Origin of the sequence: Nocardia sp. JW2, assembly GCF_051843015.1 — a bacterium.
Classification (GTDB): domain Bacteria; phylum Actinomycetota; class Actinomycetes; order Mycobacteriales; family Mycobacteriaceae; genus Nocardia; species Nocardia coubleae.
Genome location: NZ_JBPXLK010000012.1, coordinates 140,727 through 160,626, shown reverse-complemented (window position 1 = coordinate 160,626; position 19,900 = coordinate 140,727). Strand labels below are relative to the sequence as shown.

The 19,900-nt window shown below is 68.1% G+C and carries 17 protein-coding genes; 11 read left to right on the top strand and 6 right to left on the bottom strand.

The window, feature by feature from the left end; genetic code table 11:
* Position 1 precedes the first annotated feature (1 nt).
* Positions 2-1,129 carry an acyl-CoA dehydrogenase family protein gene (locus ACSVDM_RS18710; RefSeq protein WP_439266592.1) on the top strand — a complete coding sequence of 376 codons (1,128 nt, stop codon included), beginning with the start codon at positions 2-4 and terminating at the stop codon, positions 1,127-1,129.
* Between the two features lie 332 nt (positions 1,130-1,461).
* Positions 1,462-2,112: a TetR/AcrR family transcriptional regulator gene (locus ACSVDM_RS18705; protein ID WP_439266590.1), complete on the top strand. Its 651-nt coding sequence runs from the start codon at positions 1,462-1,464 to the stop codon at positions 2,110-2,112.
* Between the two features lie 27 nt (positions 2,113-2,139).
* Here the strand turns inward: ACSVDM_RS18705 and ACSVDM_RS18700 are convergent, their stop codons facing one another.
* Positions 2,140-4,497, bottom strand: a complete 2,358-nt coding sequence (locus ACSVDM_RS18700; RefSeq protein ID WP_439266588.1) for an MMPL family transporter — start codon at positions 4,495-4,497, stop codon at positions 2,140-2,142.
* Positions 4,498-4,697: 200 nt separating this feature from the next.
* Here ACSVDM_RS18700 and ACSVDM_RS18695 point away from each other — a divergent pair, with 200 nt between their 5' ends.
* Both ACSVDM_RS18695 and ACSVDM_RS18690 read left to right on the top strand, forming a co-directional pair.
* Positions 4,698-5,834, top strand: coding sequence for a flavin monoamine oxidase family protein (locus ACSVDM_RS18695; RefSeq protein ID WP_439266586.1), 1,137 nt, complete (start codon positions 4,698-4,700; stop codon positions 5,832-5,834).
* Positions 5,810-5,989, top strand: a complete 180-nt coding sequence (locus ACSVDM_RS18690; protein WP_439266584.1) for an FAD-dependent oxidoreductase — start codon at positions 5,810-5,812, stop codon at positions 5,987-5,989. Before ACSVDM_RS18695 ends, ACSVDM_RS18690 begins: the two co-directional genes overlap by 25 nt.
* 65 nt (positions 5,990-6,054) lie before the next feature.
* Here ACSVDM_RS18690 and ACSVDM_RS18685 read toward each other — a convergent pair whose 3' ends face one another.
* Positions 6,055-6,963, bottom strand: a complete 909-nt coding sequence (locus ACSVDM_RS18685; RefSeq protein ID WP_439266582.1) for an MBL fold metallo-hydrolase — start codon at positions 6,961-6,963, stop codon at positions 6,055-6,057.
* An 85-nt stretch (positions 6,964-7,048) separates the two neighbouring features.
* Here ACSVDM_RS18685 and ACSVDM_RS18680 point away from each other — a divergent pair, with 85 nt between their 5' ends.
* Positions 7,049-8,233 (top strand): alpha-hydroxy-acid oxidizing protein, encoded by a 1,185-nt coding sequence (locus tag ACSVDM_RS18680; RefSeq protein ID WP_439266581.1) that lies wholly within the window; start codon positions 7,049-7,051, stop codon positions 8,231-8,233.
* A 5-nt stretch (positions 8,234-8,238) separates the two neighbouring features.
* Here the strand turns inward: ACSVDM_RS18680 and ACSVDM_RS18675 are convergent, their stop codons facing one another.
* Positions 8,239-9,240: a LacI family DNA-binding transcriptional regulator gene (locus ACSVDM_RS18675; RefSeq protein ID WP_439266579.1), complete on the bottom strand. Its 1,002-nt coding sequence runs from the start codon at positions 9,238-9,240 to the stop codon at positions 8,239-8,241.
* Positions 9,241-9,331: 91 nt separating this feature from the next.
* On the opposite strand from ACSVDM_RS18675, the gene hisD reads away from it, so the two are divergent.
* The 6 genes from hisD (at position 9,332) to ACSVDM_RS18645 (ending at position 15,330) form a co-directional block, all read left to right on the top strand.
* Positions 9,332-10,651 carry a histidinol dehydrogenase gene (gene hisD / locus ACSVDM_RS18670; protein ID WP_439266577.1) on the top strand — a complete coding sequence of 440 codons (1,320 nt, stop codon included), beginning with the start codon at positions 9,332-9,334 and terminating at the stop codon, positions 10,649-10,651.
* Positions 10,648-11,130, top strand: a complete 483-nt coding sequence (locus tag ACSVDM_RS18665) for an acyl-CoA thioesterase (RefSeq protein ID WP_439266576.1) — start codon at positions 10,648-10,650, stop codon at positions 11,128-11,130. The genes hisD and ACSVDM_RS18665 overlap by 4 nt, the downstream gene beginning before the upstream one ends.
* Positions 11,131-11,201: 71 nt before the next feature.
* A complete protein-coding gene (locus ACSVDM_RS18660) occupies positions 11,202-12,032 on the top strand; it encodes a phytanoyl-CoA dioxygenase family protein (RefSeq protein ID WP_280218168.1) in 831 nt (276 codons plus the stop codon).
* 24 nt (positions 12,033-12,056) lie between these two features.
* Positions 12,057-12,452: a RidA family protein gene (locus tag ACSVDM_RS18655; RefSeq protein ID WP_439266574.1), complete on the top strand. Its 396-nt coding sequence runs from the start codon at positions 12,057-12,059 to the stop codon at positions 12,450-12,452.
* 185 nt (positions 12,453-12,637) lie between these two features.
* Positions 12,638-14,032 (top strand): MFS transporter, encoded by a 1,395-nt coding sequence (locus ACSVDM_RS18650; RefSeq protein WP_439266572.1) that lies wholly within the window; start codon positions 12,638-12,640, stop codon positions 14,030-14,032.
* On the top strand, positions 14,029-15,330 hold the full coding sequence (locus ACSVDM_RS18645; RefSeq protein ID WP_439266570.1) for an NAD(P)/FAD-dependent oxidoreductase: 1,302 nt from the start codon (positions 14,029-14,031) through the stop codon (positions 15,328-15,330). Before ACSVDM_RS18650 ends, ACSVDM_RS18645 begins: the two co-directional genes overlap by 4 nt.
* A 62-nt stretch (positions 15,331-15,392) precedes the next feature.
* Here the strand turns inward: ACSVDM_RS18645 and ACSVDM_RS18640 are convergent, their stop codons facing one another.
* Genes ACSVDM_RS18640 through ACSVDM_RS18630 form a run of 3 tightly spaced genes read right to left on the bottom strand, consistent with a single transcriptional unit; the run spans position 15,393 to position 19,890 of the window.
* Positions 15,393-16,949 (bottom strand): acetolactate synthase large subunit, encoded by a 1,557-nt coding sequence (locus ACSVDM_RS18640; RefSeq protein ID WP_439266569.1) that lies wholly within the window; start codon positions 16,947-16,949, stop codon positions 15,393-15,395.
* Positions 16,946-18,367, bottom strand: a complete 1,422-nt coding sequence (locus tag ACSVDM_RS18635; protein ID WP_439266568.1) for an FAD-binding oxidoreductase — start codon at positions 18,365-18,367, stop codon at positions 16,946-16,948. Before ACSVDM_RS18635 ends, ACSVDM_RS18640 begins: the two co-directional genes overlap by 4 nt.
* Positions 18,364-19,890, bottom strand: coding sequence for an AMP-binding protein (locus tag ACSVDM_RS18630; RefSeq protein ID WP_439266567.1), 1,527 nt, complete (start codon positions 19,888-19,890; stop codon positions 18,364-18,366). The genes ACSVDM_RS18635 and ACSVDM_RS18630 overlap by 4 nt, the downstream gene beginning before the upstream one ends.
* Positions 19,891-19,900 lie beyond the last annotated feature (10 nt).

Below are 19,900 nucleotides of genomic sequence, written 5' to 3'. Positions count from 1 at the left end.
CATGGATTTCGCTCTCGACGACGAGCAGCAACTGCTGCGTGACACCACCCGCGAACTGCTCGCTCGCAGCTACGACCCGGAGAAGCGGGCCGAGGTGATCGGCTCCGAACTCGGCTGGAGCCGCGACGTGTGGGCCAAGCTGGCCGAGATCGGCCTGCTCGGGCTCGCTTTCGCCGAAGACGACGGCGGTATGGGCGCCGGCCCGGTCGAAACCATGGCCGTCATGGTCGAACTCGGTCGCAGGCTCGCCCCGGAACCGATCCTCGACAGCGTGCTGGTGCCGGGCGGCCTGATCGCCGAAGTTGGCACTGCCGTGCAGCGCAAACAGGTGCTGACCCAGGTCGCCGAAGGTGCCCTGCTGCTGGCCTTCGCGCACACCGAACCCGGCATCCGGTGGCCGTCGACCGAGGTCACCACGACCGCCGCCGAACACGACGGTAGATGGACGATCAACGGGCGCAAGAACCCGGTGCTTCGCGGCGACTGTGCCGACAAGCTCGTGGTGAGCGCGGCCCTGCCCGACGGGGGCACCGGCCTGTTCCTCGTGGACGCCGAGGCTGAGGGGGTGGCGAGGCGGTCGTATCGGACACATGACGGTGGTCGCGCCGCCGACATCGAATTCGCCGGTGCCCCAGCCGAACTGCTCGGTGACACCACCGACGCGACCCAGGCTGTCGAACGGGGCATCGTTCGGGCGCAGGCGGCGTTGTGCGCGGAGGCGCTCGGCGCGATGGAGGAGTCGCTGCGGCTCACCACCGAATACCTGAAGACGCGCAAGCAGTTCGGGGTGACATTGTCGAAGTTCCAGACGCTCACCCAGCGTGCCGCCGACATGTACGTCTCGCTCGAGGAGGCGCGCAGCATGGTGCTGTACGCGACGGCCTGTCTGGCCGAAGGGCGTATCGACCCGATCGTGGCCTCCCGCGCCAAATTGCAGATCGGCCGCTCCGCCAAGCACATCGGGCAGGAGTCCATCCAGATGCACGGTGGTATCGGCATGACCGCCGAATACCCCGTCGGTCACTACTTCGCCCGGCTCACCGTGATCGACCAGATCCTCGGTGCCGCCGATGACCATCTGCGGCTGCTCAGCGGCCAGGTCGCCGACTACACCCTGGTCGAGCTCTAGACGTAGTGCCTGTGCGACGCCGGCGGGCCGTAGGTTCGGCTCGCCGGCGCGGGGCAGGGACGAGGTCGGTCCGACGGCTCAGCGTCGGGGGGAGTCGTCGGTCACCAGGCGGTAGACGACGTAGCAGGCGAACCAGATGATCGCGATGGTGCAGGTGATGAGGAGAACTTCGACCGCTGCGACCATTTCACCGGTTCCTTCGTGAGGTTTTGATAGAACTCGAATCTAGTTCGAGTATGCGGCGGCGCATCGGGACTGTCAAACGCGCGCACCGACGCGGCACACCTTTACCTGACGGTCGTTATGTGAAATGCCTGTGCGAAACTGTTGGCGTGGCGCAGAAACAGAAGCAGGGCGTGGGGGAGCCGGGCGAAGTCGGCGGGGCGGTCGCGACCGCGCAACGCGGCAGGCCGGCGGGCGATCACGCGGCCAAGCGCGCGGAGCTGCTCGACGCGGCGGCCGCCGTGATCGCGGCCGAAGGCTATGTCAAGGCATCGATGCGACGTGTCGCCGAGCACGCCGGGTACACCACCGGTGCGGTCACCTACTACTTCGCCAACAAAGAGGACATGGTTCTCGCGCTGGTGCTGAGCCGATTCGACCGCTACGACGCGATGGTCGAGGCGATCCGCGACACGACCGACGTCCGCGAGCTGCTGGCGCAATGGTTCCAGCTGGGCAAGGACGTCAAGTTCTGGCCGTTGATGCCGGAGCTGCTCACCTCGGTGCGGTCGGAACCGCGCATCGCCGAGGTCATCGTCACGCGCTACGCGAAGTTCCGCGCGGACTACGCCGCGGTGCTGGCCGCCGCGCAGGAGCGCGGCGCGATCCGTGACGACATTCCGGCGGACGTCCTGTCCGACCAGCTCAGTGCCATGGGCGACGGTTGGGCATTGATGTATCCGGTGGAGCCGGAGCGTTTCACCCCCGCTCATGCGAAGGATCTGATCGACGCCACCCTGACCCTCATCGCACCGCGATAGAACCCGCCTTCCACACCGGTCGTTCGGCTACCTCGGCGGCCGGTCGGTGATCCGGCCCAGTCGATGGGTCGGGGCTTCGGCTTCGATCTCGGCGACGGTGCGCGGGCGGCGGGGTGTTCGTGCCAACTTGCTGTCGGGCACCGCGGCCATCCGCATGGTCGGCGGGTCGGTGACGGGTGTCGTCCGCACGAGGTCGACCATCGCGTCCCGGTCGGGTCGTTCGTCGGCGAGGCTCGGTTCGGACAGCCCGACCTTTTCCTGAATTCGCTTGGCCCACTTGGGCGCCCACCAGCAGTCGTCGCCGAGCAGTTTCATGATGGCGGGGACGAGCAGCATGCGAAGGATGGTCGCGTCGATGAACAGCGCCGCGATCATGCCGTAGGCGATGTACTGCATCATCACCAGATCGGAGAACGCGAACGCGCCGGTGACGACGAGCAGGATGAGCGCGGCCGCGGTGATGATGCGGCCCGTCTGCGCGGTGCCGGTGCGGATGGCTTCGGTGGTGGACGCGCCATGGGCGCGTGCCTCGACCATGCGCGAGATCAGGAAGACCTCGTAATCGGTCGACAGGCCGTAGATCACCGCGATGATCAGCATGAGCACCGGTGCGCTGATCGGTTGTGGCGTGAAGTTCAGTACCCCGGCGCCGTGACCGTCGATGAAGATCCAGGTCAGGATGCCGAGTGTGGAACCGAGCCCGAGGGCGTTCATCAGCGCCGCCTTGATCGGCAGCACCAGTGAACCGAAGGTGAGGAACATCAGCAGCGTGGTGACGAGCAGGACCAGCCCGATCATCAGCGGCATCCGGTCGAGCAGGCTGTCGATGCTGTCGGCCATGATCGCGGGCTGCCCCGCGACGTACATGTCCACTCCGTCCGGTACGTCGATGGCGCGCAGGTAGTCGATCGTCGGCTCGGCGTTGCCGGTCGGATCGACCAGGGTGGCCGAGGTGCGGTATACCGCCGGATCGTTGGAGCCGGTGTTGCTCGGCACGCCGAACTGGCCGACGAGCCCGGGCGCCCGGTTGGCCTGCTTCCATACCGCGCCGATGGCGTTGGTGTCCTCGCCGACGAAGACCAGCTGGATCGGGTCGGTCTTCTTCAGTGGGAACACCTCGTAGAAGTGCTCGAGGGCGAGCCGGGTGCTGTTGTCGGGCGGGAGGTATTTCTCGTTGATGCCGCCGAAGGCGAGGTTCTTGATCGGGATGATCAGCAACAGCAGCCCGACGACGACCGCCACCGCCACCTTCAAGGGGTGTCGCATCACCCAGCGGGGGAGCCTGCCCCAGAAGCCGTTCTCGACCTCCTCGGCGGACTTGGTCTTGCGGAAGCGTTTGATGCCGAGCATGTCCACCCGTGGCCCGAGCACGGCCAGCATCGCGGGCAGGATCGTCACCGCGGTCAGGGCGGCGAGCGACACCGTCGCGATGGTGCCGTAGGCGACCGAGCGGAGAAAGCCCTGGGGGAACAGCAGGATGCCGCCGAGGCTGGCGACGATCATGGTCGCCGAGGAGACGACGGTGCGTCCGGCCGTCATCACCGTGCGCCGGACTGCCGCGCGCGTGTCGTAACCGGCGGCGAGCTCCTCCCGGAACCGGCTGACGATGAACAAGGCGAAGTCGATGGCCAGGCCGAGGCCGATCATCGACACCACGGCGGAGACGAACGAGTTGACGTCGGTGAAGTTCGTGATCGCCATGACGATGCCGTTGGCACCGAAGATGGTGAGCCCACCGATGATCAGCGGCAGCGCGGCGGCGACGACGCCACCGAAGATGAAGAACAGGAGCACCGCCACAGCGGGAATGGCCAGCAGTTCCATCCGGTGGACATCGGTGGCGATGGTGTCGTTGAGCGTGCCGCCGATGGCCTGCAGCCCCGAGACCTCCACGTCCACGCCGTCGATGTGGAAGGCGTCGCTCACCGCCCGGTAGCTGCGCAGCAGATCGGTGTCGTTGTCGCCGACGAGCGCGACCGAGGCGAACGCGTGCCGCTTGTCGGCCGACCCGAACACCGACGGCACCGCGGGCGCGTCGCCCACCCGCCAGTAGGCGCCGTTGATCTTGTCGATCTCGTCGGGGTGCTCGGCCAGCGCCTTGTTCAGGGCCGCGACGACCGTGCCGCTGAACTCCGGGTCGTCGATCGTCCTACCGTCGGGAGCGTTGTAGAGCACGATGACGTCGGCGGTATGGTCGCGCCCGAATGCCTGGTCGGCGATCCGCGAGCCCTGCGAGGATTCCGAACCCGGGTCGTCCCACCCGCTCGAGGTGAGGTGGTCGGACAATCCGAGCCCGTACCCACCGAGCCCGAGCAGCGCGGCACCGACGATCGCGATGACGGCGAAGCGAAATCGATGGACGAGGTCGCCCCAACGGTTGAACACAAACGACTCCTTTGTCTGCTGCGTCACCGACCTTGCCCAGGCAAACCTGAGGATCGCCTGACAGGCGCGGGCGTAGCAGCAACTCAGCAGTGTGAGTCCCGGCACGGCACCGGCCGGATTATTTACACAACGAGCGTTGTGAAAAAGAGTGGATCTCGATAGGTTGCTTGTATCTGCCGTCCTTCGCAAAGGAGATGCTCGTGACCTCTACCTACGATGTCGCGGTGATCGGTGCGGGCTTTGCCGGCGTCACCGCGGCCCGTGACCTCACCCTCGCCGGCCATTCGGTGGTCCACCTCGAAGCTCGCGACCGGATCGGTGGCCGGACGTTCGTGGGGGAGGCTTTCGGGCGGCAGGTGGAATTCGGCGGCACCTACGCGCACTGGTCCCAGGCGCACGTCTGGCACGAACTGAAGCGCTACGACATCGGTTTGGTCGGACGGCTGACGATCGAACAGTGCAACTGGCTGGCCGACGCAACGGTGCACACCGGTACGCCCGCCGAATACCACGCGGTGAGCAAGTCGCTGGCCACCCGCTGTCTGGCCGACGCGCGTGAATGGTTTCCGATGCCCGGTGACATCCACGCTGCCGACACCACCGTGATCGAGCAGGAAACCCTCGCCGACCGGCTCGACGCCATGGACCTGTCCCCGGCCGAGCGTGACGTGCTCTGCGATGTCATGGGCTCGCTGGTTGCCGCCCCGGCGGAGCAGGGCATGGCCCAGTTCCTGTTCTGGACCTCTCTCAACGGTGGCAGCTGGGAAACCTTCATGGAGTGCGCGGGCGGATTCCCGATCGACGGCGGCACCAAACGCCTACTCGATGCGATCAACGGCGAATCCACCGCCGAGCTGCGCCTGTCCACGCCGGTCACCGCGGTCGACGACGACGGGCCCGCCGTCACCGTGACCACCGCGGACGGCCAACGGATCCACGCCCGCCAGGTGGTGCTCGCGGTTCCGCTCAACACCCTCGCCGACGTGGCCGCCACGCCGCCACCGCCTGCCGCGGACATGATCGAGCAGAAGCATCCGATGCGGACGATGAAGATCTGGGCGCGGGTGAAGGGTGAGGTCACACCCTTCTCGGCCAACGCGCCCGTCGGCAAGCATCCGATCAATTCGGCGCGCACCGAATACCGCTACGAGGGCGACACTCTGGTCGTCTGCTTCTGTGGTGACGCCACCGCGATCGACCCCACCGACCGCGGCGCCGTGGAGCGGGCGCTGCGGTTCTTCGTTCCCGATCTCGAGGTACTCGATGTCGCCTGCCACGACTGGGTGAGTGATCCCTACTCGCAGGGACCTGGGTGCATCACCGGCCGGGGTACCTGACGCAGGCCGCGCCACTGCTGCGCCGACCGCACGGCCGGATCCATTTCGCCGGTGGCGATCTCGCGGCGCTGGGGGTCGGTGGGATCGACGGTGCGATCGAGACCGGTGCGCGCGCGGCGCGTGATGTGGTCCAGGCGTTGCGGGTGGATGCGTAGCGAGGGTGGACGTGAGATCGCGAATCCCCGGGAGGTTCCCGGGGATTCGCGGCCGAGGGGGTGGGTCAGACGGTGCGCGCGAACGTTCCCTCAGGCGAGGCGGCGACATCACCGGCTTCGACGAGCCGTTCCAGATGCTGTTCGGCCACCCGCTGTTCGATGGGCTCGACATACGGTTCCGACACGTGCGGCCGGTACACGAGCCGGTGGGCGACGATCTCTGCCAGCGTTCGCGGTTCGTCGAGGAATTCCAGCAGCCGGCGTTCGCGCTCGAACAGTTTCGCGCGGTACTCGCCGAGGCGCTCGCGAAACTCGTCGGCGCCGGAGATCACGCCCTTCTGGTGGAAGGTGCCGTACCAGCGGGCCTCGGTGGCGGCGGCCCGGTCGATGGAGGTGAGGAAGTCGTCGGCACTGCTGTGCACGTCGCCGTACATCGGGCCGAACGAGGTCAGGTCGATATCGCCGACGTAGAAGAAGCCGTCGGGCTCGACGAGGACGCCACAGTGGCCCGGGGTGTGACCGGGCAGGTGCACGACGGTGGCGGTGACATCGCCCAGTTCGAACACATGGCCGTCGGCGACGCCGATCACGCCGTCGCGCCGCGGGGGAATGCCGTACTCCTCGTGCAGATTCCGCACGACCTCGTCGCGCACGGGGGCCGGTAGCCCGAACTGCGCGACCATCGCGTCGAGTGAGGACACCGCCGCCACGTCGAGGTGATGGGCGTAGGTCGGCGCGTCGAAATGCCGCAGCCCGGCGATGTGGTCCTCGTGGCCGTGGCTGAGGAAGACCAGGTCGGCCGTGACGGTGTCGGGGCCGAGCGCCAGCGAGGGGTCGATGACCAGAGTCCGTTCGCTGCCTCGCACCACTACGGAATTGCCGTAGGGCAGCACCCCGCCGTTGTCGGCGACCAGCACGGTGACGCGACCGAAGGTGGTGGGCGTGACGGATGGCGTCCTGGTCGTTTCGACCATCGTTGCTCCTTCGCGTAGGGCCTGATCGGTCCAGGTTATCGGCGGAACATTATTTACACAACAAGCGTTGTGTAAATAATGGCGGATGGCTACTGTCGGACCGATGATGCGCAGGTTCGGTGACTTTCAGAACGAAATCTACGGGGACGGGCTGCGGGGCCGGCTACCGCGTTATCCGGTGGACATCGCGTCCCTCGAACGCAAGGCGTCCGAGGCCCTGCCGAGCTGGATCTGGTCCTATGTGGCCGGCGGCTGCGGCGACGAACACACTCAGCGGGCGAACGTGGCCGCCTTCCAGAAGTGGGGCATCGTTCCACGGATGGGTAACGGCGCCGAGGTGCGCGACATGTCTGTCGAGTTGTTCGGGATGACCCTGCCCAGCCCGGTCTTCCTGGCGCCGGTCGGCGTGATCGGCATCTGCACCCCCGACTTCCACGGCGACCTGGCGGTGGCGCGGGCATCCGAGCGGACGGGTGTCCCGGCGATTCAATCGACGCTGGCCATGGACCCGGTCGAAGTCACCGGCGCCGTCCACCAGCAGACGCCCGGGCTGTTCCAGCTCTACACCCCGACCGACCGTGACCTCGCGATCAGCTTCATGCAGCGGGCCGAACGGGCCGGCTACCGGGCCATCGTCGTCACTCTCGACACGTGGGTCACGGGCTGGCGCCCACGGGATCTGAACACCGCCAACTTCCCGCAACTGCGTGGCTTGTGTCTGTCCAACTACTTCACCGACGAACGGTTCCGCACCTTGCTCGGCCACGACCCGGAGGACGACCCCGACGGCGCCGTCCAGCTCTGGACGCGGGTCTTCGGGAAATCGGTGCGCTGGGACGACCTCGCCTGGATGCGGGAAGCCACCACGCTGCCGATCGTCGTCAAAGGCGTGTGCCACGGCGACGACGTGCGGCGGGCGATCGACGCAGGCGCCGACGGCATCTACTGCTCCAATCACGGTGGGCGCCAAGCCAATGGCGGCCTGCCCGCCCTCGACATGCTGCCGGAGGTGGTCGCCGCGGCCCAGGGCCTGCCGGTCCTGTTCGACTCCGGTGTGCGCAGCGGAACCGACGTGGTCAAAGCGCTCGCGCTCGGTGCCACCGCGGTGGGACTGGGACGCTCGTATGTTTTCGCCACGGCCGCTGGTGGCGAGGACGGGCTCGTCCATCATCTGCGCTCGGTGCTGGCCGAGGCCGATCTGCTGATGGCGGTCGACGGCTATCCGGCGCTGGCCGATCTGACGCCGGAATCGATGCGCCGCGTCTGGTGAGCCCGTCAGCGTCGCAGCGGTGCGGCATGCGTGCCACGCCGCACCAGCCGCACCTCGTGCACCGTTCGCTCGGGTTCGATCCGCGGATCCTCCACGCGGTCGAGCAGGTGCGCCGTCGCCTGGCGCGCCAGCGCGGTGAGGTCGACCGCCACGGTGGTGAGGTCGAAGGCGCGCAACCCGGCCAACGGAATGTCGTCGAAGCCGACGATCGTGAGCTGTTCGGGTACCGGCCGCGCGGCCCGCGCCGCCGCCTCGAGCGCACCGATGGCCAGCACATCGTTGGCGCAGAACACCGCGGTGACGCCGGGCCGGGCGGCGAGGATGTCGTGTAGTGCCGCGCGGCCGTCATCGATGCCGAAGGGCACCTCGCGCACCGCATCCGGGTGGATCGCGATGCCGCGGCAGGCCAGCGCATCCCGGAAACCGCGGAGCCGTTCGCTGCCGGTGCTCGTGGTCGCGGGCCCGGTGATGATCCCGATGTCGGTGTGACCCAGCTCGACGAACAGGTCGGCGACGAGTCGCGCGCCGCGGATGTTGTCGGGAACGGCGGCCGATGCTGTTGTGCGACCGGAGATTTCGCGGTTGATGAGGCAATAGGGGATACCGCGGCGCTCGATCTCGTCGGCCAGCCGCGAATCGGAGGTGGTGGTGAGCAGGACACCGTCGAAGGACCCGTCGAAGATCGGGGCGCTGCCGGGTTCGCGGATGTCGGCGTCGTGCAGGAGGACACCGAGATAACCGCGCGCGTCGAGTTCGCGCACGATCGGCGCCACCAGCGCACCGTAGAACGGGTTGGTGAGTTCGCCGACCACGATGCCGATGCGCCGTGATCGGCTCGTGGACAAGGACCGCCCGGATTGCAAGGGGACATAACCCAATTCGCGCGCGACCTCACGAACGAGCCGGCGGGTCGCTTCGGAGGTACCGCGCTGATCGCGCAGCGCCCGCGACACCGTCGCCTGGGAGACACCCGCCCGCTTGGCGACGTCGATACTCGTCACTGCCACCTCATGAGCATACGTATGCGAAGCAATTCATGGTGGTGGGCAGGGTTCCAGACCATTGACATGTATACGTATGCAATCCAGGGTCGCCACCATGTCCCTACCTGTTCTCACCGAAACCACGGTCCTCAAGAAGGGCGCGACCGCAGTCGTCGCCCAACAGCGTGACGTCGCCGATATCGTGCGCGGTGTCATCGACGACATCCGCGCCGACGGCGACCTCGCCGTGCGCCACTACTCCGCGAAGTTCGACAACTGGTCCCCGGACAGCTTCGAACTCGCCCCCGACCGGATCCGGGCCGTCGTGGCGGGCGTGTCGTCGACGGTGCTCGACGACATCCGCACGGTGCAGGCGAGTGTGCGCGACTTCGCTCAGCGGCAACGGGATTCGCTGCTCGACTTCGAAGCCGAGGTGCGGCCGGGGGTGTTCCTCGGTCAGCGCTCGCTGCCGGTCGACCGCGCGGGCGCCTATGTGCCCGGTGGCCGCTACCCGCTTGTCGCGTCCGCGCACATGACGGTGGTCACCGCGAAGGTCGCAGGCGTCGAGCACGTGACCGCGTGCACGCCGCCGCTCGGGGGTGAACTGCCCGCCGTCACTATCGCCGCCATGCATCTGGCCGGCGCCGATCAGATCAACGTGCTGGGTGGGGTGCAAGCCGTCGCCGCGATGGCCGTGGGCACCGAGTCGATCGCGAAGGTCGACATGCTCGCCGGCCCGGGCAACGCCTTCGTCGCCGAGGCCAAGCGGCAGTTGTTCGGTGAAGTCGGTATCGACCTGTTCGCCGGCCCGACCGAGATCCTCGTCGTCGCCGACGAATTCGCCGACCCGTTCGTCGTCGCGGTGGATCTGCTCAGCCAGGCCGAGCACGGTCCCGATTCGCCCGCCGTGCTGATCACCACCTCCACCGAACTCGCGACCGAGGTGATCCGCCTCGTCGAGGCCGTCTTGCCGACCATGCCCACCCGTGACTACGCCGAACCCGCTTGGCGTGACCACGGCGAGGTCGTGGTCGTGCACGGCAGCATCGAGGACGCCTACCGCGTCGCCGACACCTACGCCAGTGAGCACGTCCAGATCCTGACCAGGCAGCCGCGCGTCGCACTCGAGGTCATGCGCAACTACGGCGCGTTGTTTCTCGGCGAGGGGACCTGTGTTTCCTACGGCGACAAGGTGATCGGTACCAACCACACCCTGCCCACTCGTGGCGCCGCCCGCTACACGGGCGGACTCTGGGTGGGCAAGTACCTCAAGACGGTGACCTACCAGGAGGTGACCGACCCGCGGGTGAGCGCCGAACTCGGCGAGCTGTGCGGGCGCGCGTCGCGGATCGAATCCTTCGAGGGGCATGCCCGCTCCGGGGACGTCCGCCTCGCGAAGGTCCGTGGCGAGCGGCTGGGATGGGATCCGCGATGAACCTCCCACAGCCCGATCCGGCCACCATTCACGCCTGGTACGACCTGCGGGTGCGCCTGGGCGACGAGGACCACTACGCGCATGTCAACAACGCCGTCTACTACGAGTACTTCGACTCCGCCGTCAACGGCTGGCTGGCGGAGAACCTTCCTGGAGTGCGTGGACTGCCCGCGCTGAGCCTGGTGGTCGCCAGTTCGTGCCGGTTCGTCCGGGAGGTGCGTTTCCCCGACCGCTTGCGGGTGGGCATCGCAGTGGAACGCCTCGGCCGCAGCAGTGTGACCTATCGACCGGCGATCTTCCTGCTCGGCGCGGGCGAAGAACTGACGTTGTGCGCGTTTGGGGAGTTCGTACACGTCTACGTCGACCCGGAGACGCGCAGACCGGTTCCGATTCCGGCGGCAGTCCGCGCGGTGCTCGAGCCATCGGCCGCCGGCGATGCGGAGGAGCTGGTCGCGGCCGCCCGGAAAATATTTACATAACGAGTGTTGTGTAAACGGGGTGACTCGGGCTACCGTGACGTGAGTCACCCCGTTTCGCAGGAAGGTCACACATGGACGAGTCAGTGAAGGAAGCGTTCCGCAAGGACGGTGCGGTCCTCATCAAGGATTGCCTCAGCGACTCCCAATTGGCGCAGTGCTACGACGCATTCAAGTGGGACGTCGAGAATCCGGGGCCCTACGTCTTCCGTGCCCTGGACGGGACCGCGCTGCAGACCCACATCGACAATTCGAATCCACTGGCCAAGCCCAAGCTGGACGAGATGGTGGCGAAGATGCCGTTCGGCGAGCTGTTCGCCGAACTGTGGGGATCGAAGCACGTCTGGTATTTCGCCGAGGAAGTGTTCGTCAAGGAAGGCGGCAAGAGCGGTCGCGGACCGTGGCATCAGGACACCTCGGTACTGCCGTGGGCGGGCAGGCACTGGGGCAACGCCTGGATCTCCTTCCAGAAGGTGCCCAAGAAGAACTCGCTCGAGATCGTGCGCGGCTCGCACCTCGGTATCCAGTACGACGGTGCCAGCTTCCGCAATCCCGACGATCCGACCGACCCGGTCTACGGCGACGGCACCTGGCCCCGGCTGCCCGCCATCGACGCCGAACTCGCGGCCGATCCCAACGCCTACGACGTGCTCTCGTGGGAGGTAGAACCCGGCGACATCGTCGCTCTGCATCCGCATTGCCTGCACGGCGGCGCCGCGGTGGACGAGGACTTCCCCGACCGTCACACCCTGGTGCTGCGGTTCTTCGGCGACGACGCGACGTTCCGGCCGCTGCCGGAATCCAACCCGCGCTACGCCCGCAACGGGCCGCTGTTCGCCGAGGAGATGGCCAAGCTCGACGCGGGCGACCCGTTCCGCTCCCCGGTCTTCCGTCAGCTCGTCTAATCACTCCGAAGGAGAACCGAGTACATGCAGCGACAACTGATCAACCCGCCCGGAACCGAGGCGACGTACGACAGGCTTCACTTCTCCCAGGCGGTCAGGGCCGGGAATCTGATCTGGGTCTCCGGCCAGGTCGGGATCGACAGGTCGACCGGAGCGCCGGCCGAGGGCATGGACGCCCAGGCCCGCATCGCCTTCGAAGGCGTGCGCACCGTGCTCGAAGCGGCGGGAGCGAGCATGAGCGACATCGTCGAGCTGATGACTTTCCACACCGATATGCGCACTGATATCGAGGAATTCGTCAAGGTGAAGGACGAGTACCTGCCCGCGGACTTCCCGGCCTGGACCGGGGTGGGCGTCTCCCAGTTGGCCCGTGACGGCCTGCTGGTGGAAGTCCGGGTCGTCGCGGCCGCAGGCGACTGACGCGAGGCGGACCCGGCGTGCCGCACACGCTGGGATCGCACCTGAACGCGGCACGGGCGCCACACCCGAAAGCTGCACTCTCACTTGATTTCTGTTAGCTCAGCGGTCGTTGCCGACAGCCGGCGTGTAGACGTCCCCACGCTACCCGTCCGAGTGTAACCGGTCCCGCCGCGGGATGGAAAACCATGACACCCTTGGACACCATGGATACGGCTGCCTCCGTTTCCGGTGCGCGGCTGGCCGCCAGACTGGACCGGCTGCCGGTGATTTCGCCGCATATCGCCTGGATTTCGGTCCTGGCGATCAATCTGGCGCTCGAGTACTACGACAACGCCCTGTTCGCCTATGTCCTACCCTCCATCGCGGAGAGCACCGGCCTGAGCCTGCCGCAGCTCGGCACGGTCGGCAGCGCGTTCTTCGTCGGCATGGTCGTCGGTGCGCTGGCGGGCGGCAGACTGTCGGACCGGTTCGGCAGACGGCAGGTCCTGATCTGGGCCACCGTCGTCTACTCCGCCGGTGCGCTGGCCACCGCGTTCGCCACCAGCTTCGAGGCGATGTTGTTCGCGCGCTTCATCACCGGGCTCGGGGTGCAGGCGGCGACCTCGGTGCTGCTGGTCTATGTCGCCGAGATGTTTCCCAGCAAGACCCGTGGGCGGTTCGCCTCGGTGCTCACCACGGGCTTCGTGGTCGTCGCGCCGCTGGTTGCCTTCCTGGCGCTGGTCGCGATCCCCAATGGTGGTCCCGACACCTGGCGCCACCTGTTCATCATCGGCAGCGCCGGCCTCGTGATCGCGCCCATCGCGCGTTTCGTCCTGCCGGAATCGGTGCGCTGGCAGATCTCGCGTGGCCGCTACGACGAGGCCGAGAGCTTGGTGGTCGAGCTCGAGACGATCGCGCTGCGGCGTGGCCCGCTGCCAGAGCCTGCCGTTGTCCCCGACGCTCCGCTGGAGAAGAAGTCGCTGCGTGAGGTGCTCGCGAATCCGAAGGTGATCCGCGTGCTGGCCGTCGTCGGCATCGGCTACTTCGGCTCGACGCTCGGCTATTACCTGTTCGGGAACTGGGCGCTGTACTCGCTGATCGAAGGCCTCGGATACGACGAGGGCAAGGCCTACCGGATCCAGCTCGTCTGGAACGTGGTCTATTGCGTCACCCCGCTCGTCGCGCTGGTGCTGATGGACCGGGTCGAGCGCAAGACGCTGATCTTCGGCGGGGCGATCGTCAGTGCGATTCCGCTGGTGCTGCTCGGCGTCTCCACCCAGAGCTGGGTGGTCACCGCCGCCGGTGGCGCCGCGGCCATCACGACCGGGCTGGTGATCAACGTCTATTACGCCTACATCCCCGAAGCGATGCCCGCGCAGGGCCGTGGCATCGGCACCGGCATCGTCATCGGGATCGGCCGCGCCGGCGGCGCGGTCTCCGGTGTGCTCGGAGCCGCGCTGTTCGGCCGATGGAGCATCGACGGCGTGATGATCGCGGCCGCCATCTGCTACATCGTGTTCTCCGCCGTGGTCCTGCTGTTCGGGCCGCGCACCACCCAGCGTTCGCTCGAGGGCGTCGCAGTAGAGGAAGTCAAGGGATGACCGCAACCACCTACACCACCTTCACCGGCTGGATCGATCGGCCGACCGACCTCGCCGCACCGCTCGACACCGATATCGACTGCGACGTCGCCGTGGTCGGCGGCGGCCTGGGCGGCATGGCCATCGCGCTGCGGTTGGCCGAGCGCGGCGCCGACGTCGTGCTGCTGGAATCGGACTTCTGCGGGTACGGAGCCAGCTCGCGCAACGCTGGTCAGCTGTCGGGCAAACCGACCGGTGATCCCGAGCTCCTGGCCAAGACGAATCCGCAGTTGCTGCGTGATCAGGTCCGCTTCGCCGAGGCCTCCGTCGGCTTCGTCGAGGACCTGATCAAACAACTCGGCATCGACTGCGACTACGAACCTGTCGGGAACGTGGGGGTGGCCGCCACCGCGGGACAACTGCGCAAGGCCCGCCGCCAAGCGGCGGCGCTGATCGCGGCGGGCGCCGCCGACCGCTTCGGTGACCAGCGTGAACTCGGCATCCCCGACACCTTCCTCGGCGGTCTGCTCACCACCGTCGGCGGGACGATGAACCCCGGCCTGTTCACACTCGGTGTACGCGCGGCGCTGCTGCGCTCGGGGGTGCGTGTCTTCGAGCAGTCTCCGGTGGAATCGGTGACCGAACTCGGTGCGGGCGCGCAGGTGAGCACGCCGCTGGCCCGGGTGCGCGCCGGGCGGGTGGTGCTCGCCAACAACGCCTACGCCCCCGAAATCCGGGCCACCCCACGGCATCTGGCGAAACCGGTCTGGGTGAGCATGGTCGAGACGGCACCGGTGGAGGCCGAACGGCTGGTGGCGACCGGTTGGACGAGCCGCTCGGGTCTGGCGACTCGGCACAATGTGATGGAGAGTTATCACGTGACGCCGACCAACACGATCGCCGTCGGTGTCCGCCGGCTCGAGGTCGGCAAGAACCCGCTCACCGACCGCACCTCCGACCCGGCGGTCGTGGCCGACCTCACCGCCGCCTTCCACGCCCGCTTTCCGTCGCTGCGCGATGTGCCGGTCACCAAGACGTGGGGCGGCTGGATCGCCATGACGACCTCCCGGCTGCCCGCGGCCGGGCAGGCGTCGAAGAACATCTACTACATCATCGGTTGCAACGGCCACGGTCTCGGGCAGGCGCCGTACCTCGGTACCTTGCTCGCCGACCAGCTCACCACCGACGAGATCCACCACGATCTGCTGCCGTACTGGCACACCGAACCCCGATTCTCCCGCTCGCTGTACCTGCACAACCCGGTGCTGCGGGCGGCCTGGCTCGCGGACCGGATCGGCGATCGTCGCGCGGCACGCTGAACGACGTCGAGAAACTGCCCTGCACCGAAATCCGGTGCAGGGCAGTACTTTTGCATTCTGGATCAGAACAGCGAGGGGATTCGGGCGTCGATGAGATGCGGGCCCGGCTCGGCCAGCGCGGCCCGGAACTGCTCGGCCAACTCCGCACAGGTGGTGGCGACGGTCGCGGGGACGCCGAAACCGCGGGCGATCTCGGCGAAATCCATCTCGGGGCGCGACAGGTCGAGCAGGTCCGCTGCCTTCGGGCCGACTTCGGTCGCGCCGACCCGACCCAGCTCCATCCGCAGGATCGCATAGGCGCGGTTGTTGATCAGCACCGTCGTGATGTTCAGGTTCTCGCGTGCCATCGTCCACAGCGCCGAGATCGTGTAGGCGGCGCTGCCGTCGCTCTGCAGGGCGATGACCGGCCGGTCGGGGGCCGCCACCGCCGCACCGACCGCGACCGGCAGACCTTGTCCGATGGCACCGCCGGTGAGGGACAGAACATCGTGGCGGGGCGAACCGGCGGTTGCCGCGGCGAGGAAGACACCGGAAGTGTTGGACTCGTCCGAGATGATCGCGTTTTCCGGCAGCAGGGCACCGATCACCTGCACCCAGTTGCGCACATCCAAAGGGCCGGAGGGTAATTCGGGCACCGAAGCGGCGACGAGGCGCGCGGCCGTGTCGGGCGCGACCTCGGCGGCGAGGGCCTCCAGGGCGGCGACGACATCGGCTTCCGGTTCGGCGAGCCGGTACACCTGCGTGCCCACCGGAACCAGATCGCTCGGCTTGTCCGGGTAGGCGAAGAACGACACCGGCGAGCGGCTACCCGCCACGACGACATGCTCGGCGCCTGCGAGCTGACCGGTGGCCTGTTCGGCCAGGTACCCCAGCCGATCGATCGCCGGTACCCCCGCCCCCCGGGTGAGTCGCGCGGGGTGGGTCTCCATCAGCAGGCGCGCGCCCGTCGCGGTGGCGATCCGGTCGGCGGCCACGAGACCGCGCTCGGTGCCCGCGGGTCCACCGAGCAGCAGCACCGCCTGTTCGCCGCTGCGCAGGATCTTCGCGATCTCGGCGACGGTCGCCGGGTCGGGTGCGGTCGCCGGGACGGGTGTCACCGGGGTCGCGGCCACACCGCCCTCGCCCCACGACACGTCGGCGGGCAGCACCAGGGTGGCGATGCGTGGCGGCGTCGAGCGCGCGGCGGCGACGGCTTCGGCGGCGTCGCGCCCGATCCGGTCGGGGGAGCTGCCCCGGCGGGTCCAGCTGTGACTCCACCCCGTGAGCGCCTCGATATCGGAATCCAGTGGCGCGTCGTACTGTTTGTGGTCCGCGGCGTGTTCACCGACGACATTGACGATCGGCGACTGCGCCCGCCGGGCGTTGTGCAGGTTCGCCAGACCGTTGGCCAGGCCGGGGCCCAGATGCAGCAGGGTGACGGCCGGTTTGCCCGCGATGCGGCCGTACCCGTCGGCCGCGCCGGTGACCACCCCCTCGAACAGGCACAGCACGCCACGCATCCGTGGTACCGAGTCCAGCGCGGCCACGAAATGCATCTCCGAGGTGCCCGGGTTGCCGAAGCACACCTCGACTCCCGCCTCGGCCAGTGTGGCGATCAGCGCTTGCGCACCGTTGGTCATCCGAGCACCTTTCCATCGAGAACGACGCCGGGATTGAGTATTCCGGCCGGATCGAAGGCCTGCTTGATCCCGTGCATCAGGGCGAGCGCGACCGGGTCGGCCAGCGCGGTGAAGTGGGCGGTCTTGATCCGTCCGAGGCCGTGCTCGCCGGAGATCGCGCCGCCCAGTTCGATCGCGAGGCCGAAGACGCGATGCAGCAGCGACTCGCGGGTGTGTTCGTCGCGGCAGTACACGGCCATGTGCACATTGCCGTCGCCCGCGTGGCCGCAGCCGACCAGATGCGCGTCGACGGCGCGGGCCAGTCCGGTGGCACCGTCGAAGAACTCGGGCATCGCGGCCCGCGGCACCACGACGTCGAGAATCTCGTCGGCACCCGAGGCCTTGGCCGACCAGAACGCCTTCTCCCTGGCCTCGATCAACAGCCGGGCCGAATTGCCTTCCAGCACATAGGTATCCAGCGCGCCGAGCGTGTCGAGCAGCTCGCCGAGCAGGCCGATGCCGGTGTCGAGGGGCGCGCGTTCACGGTTGTCCAGCCCGATCACCAGGTACGCCTCGGCCGCCGCCCGGACCCCGGGGGCGATGCCGAGTTCGAGATCCTGGGTCCGGCTGATCGCTTCCATGGTCGTGGTGTCGAGGTATTCGAGGATGGTCGGGGCCACCCCGGTGCGCAGCACCTCGGGCACCGCCCGCATGACCGCGGGGAGATCGGTGAAAACGGCCATGAGCGTGGCACTGTGCGCGGGCCGTGGGTAGAGGCGGACGGTGATCTCGGTGGCCAGGGCGAGCGTGCCCTCGGACCCGATGATCAGCTGGGTGAGGTCGTAGCCGGTGGACATCTTGGTGAGCTTGCCGCCGGTCCGCACGAGTTGCCCCGACGGCAGCGCGGCCTGCAGGCCGAGCACATTGTGGCGGGTGACGCCGTAACGGACCGCCCGCATGCCGCCGGCGTTGGTCCCGACCGTGCCGCCGATGCTGGCCGACAGTTCGCCGGGGAACACGGTGTACATCAAGCCGTGCGGGCTGGTCGCCGTGTCGAGCTCGGCGAGGGTGACACCCGGCTGCACGACCGCCACCTGGTTGTCGACGTCGATGTCGAGCACGGTCGCCATGCGTTCGAAGGAGATGATCAGGCCGTCCTCGGCGGGACGGCAGGCGCCGGACAGCCCGGTGCCCGCGCCCCGCGCGGTCACCGGGACCCGGGCCGCCGCGGCCACGGCGAGCAGTTCGGCGGTCTCCTCGGCCGTGGCCGGACGGGCCAGATAACGCGGCGCCACCGGGGTGCCGACGAGCGCTTCGTCATGGTGGTAGTCGGGGCCGATCCGATCCCCGGTGACCACGTGTGCCGATCCGACGACGGCCGCGAACCGGTCGAGTACGCGTGGATCCGGCGCTGTGCCGGCGAGAGAAGCGGTACTCAAGGACGCGCCGCCTGGGTGTCACGTGACGACGCGGTGGCGCGGAGTGCGTCCCGGTCGATCTCGCGCTTGAGGATCTTGCCGGTCGTACCTTTCGGCAGCTGGTCGACGAACTGGATGATGCGCGGAATCTTGTACGCGGACAACCGTTCCCGCGTCCAGGTGTCGATATCGGCAGTGGTGAGTGCTGCCCCGGCGCGCGGAGTGAGCACCGCCGCCACCTCTTCGCCGTAGTACTCGTCGGGTACCCCGACCACCGCGGCCTCGACCACGTCCGGGTGCTCGTAGAGCACTTCTTCGACCTCGCTCGGGTAGACGTTGTAGCCGCCGCGGATGATCATGTCCTTGAGCCGGTCGACGATCCGCAGGTCGTGCTCGGCGTCGAACCGGCCGAGGTCGCCGGTGCGGAACCAGCCGTCGGCGGTGAGGGAATCGGCTGTCGCGTCCGGGCGGTTGCGGTAGCCCTTGAAGACGGTGTCGCCGCGGACGAAGATCTCACCGACCTCACCGGGCCCGCACACCTCGCCGTCGTGTGTGCGGATCTGCATCTCGAGACGAGGCACCACGCGGCCGACCGAGCCGATTTTGCCGCCGCGTTCGATGTCGTTGAAGGCGCCGAGAGAGGTGGTCTCGGTGAGCCCGTAGCCCTCGAGAATCGTGCAGCCGAACTTCTCCTCGAAGGCACGCGCCACCTCGCCGGGCAGCGTGGCGCCACCGGAGACGGCGACGCGCAGGGTCGCGAAATCGGTGCTGTCGGCGTCATCCGCGGCGTGCAGCATGGCGTTCCACATCGTCGGGACGCCGCACATCACCGTCAGCTCGTCACGGCGCAGCAGATCGATCAGCCCCTGGGGGGTGAATTTCGGGAGCAGCGACAGCGAGCCGCCCCCGGTGAAGGACGCCATCATCACCGCGGCCTGCCCGAAGACATGGAACAGCGGCAGGGCGGTTCCGGTGCGGTCCTGGCTCGACGTACCCGCCACGACGCAGCTGATCTCACCCGCCGCGAGCAGGTTGGCGACGCTGAGTTCGGCGCCCTTGGGCCGTCCGGTGGTGCCGGAGGTGTAGAGGATCGCGGCGGTTTCGCTCGGCTCTCGGTCGAGCGCGCGAGCCAGGGGAGTGCTGTCGGACTCCGCGCCGGTGGTCAGCGTCAGGTGGGTGATGCCCGCGTTCTCGGCGGCGCGCGACACCGCGGGCCCGACCTCCTGCCAGCTGATCGCGAGCGACGCTCCCGCATCGGCCAGGAAGTAGGCGGCTTCGGGCTCGGTGGACATGGTGTTGATGGGCACCACGGTCGCGCCGACGGCCTGAATTCCCATGTAGGCCACCACGAATTCGGGACAGGAGGGCGCGGCGAGCAACACGCGATGGCCCGCGCCGACGCCGTGTGAGGTGAGCAGGCCCGCGTAGCGCAGGCTGCGCGTGCGCAGTTCGGCGTAGGACCAGGGTCCGGCCGTGGTGTGGATCGCTACGCGCTCGGGATGGGTTCGGGCGTGCTTGACGATCGGGTCGATCACATTGGACATGGGGTGGCTG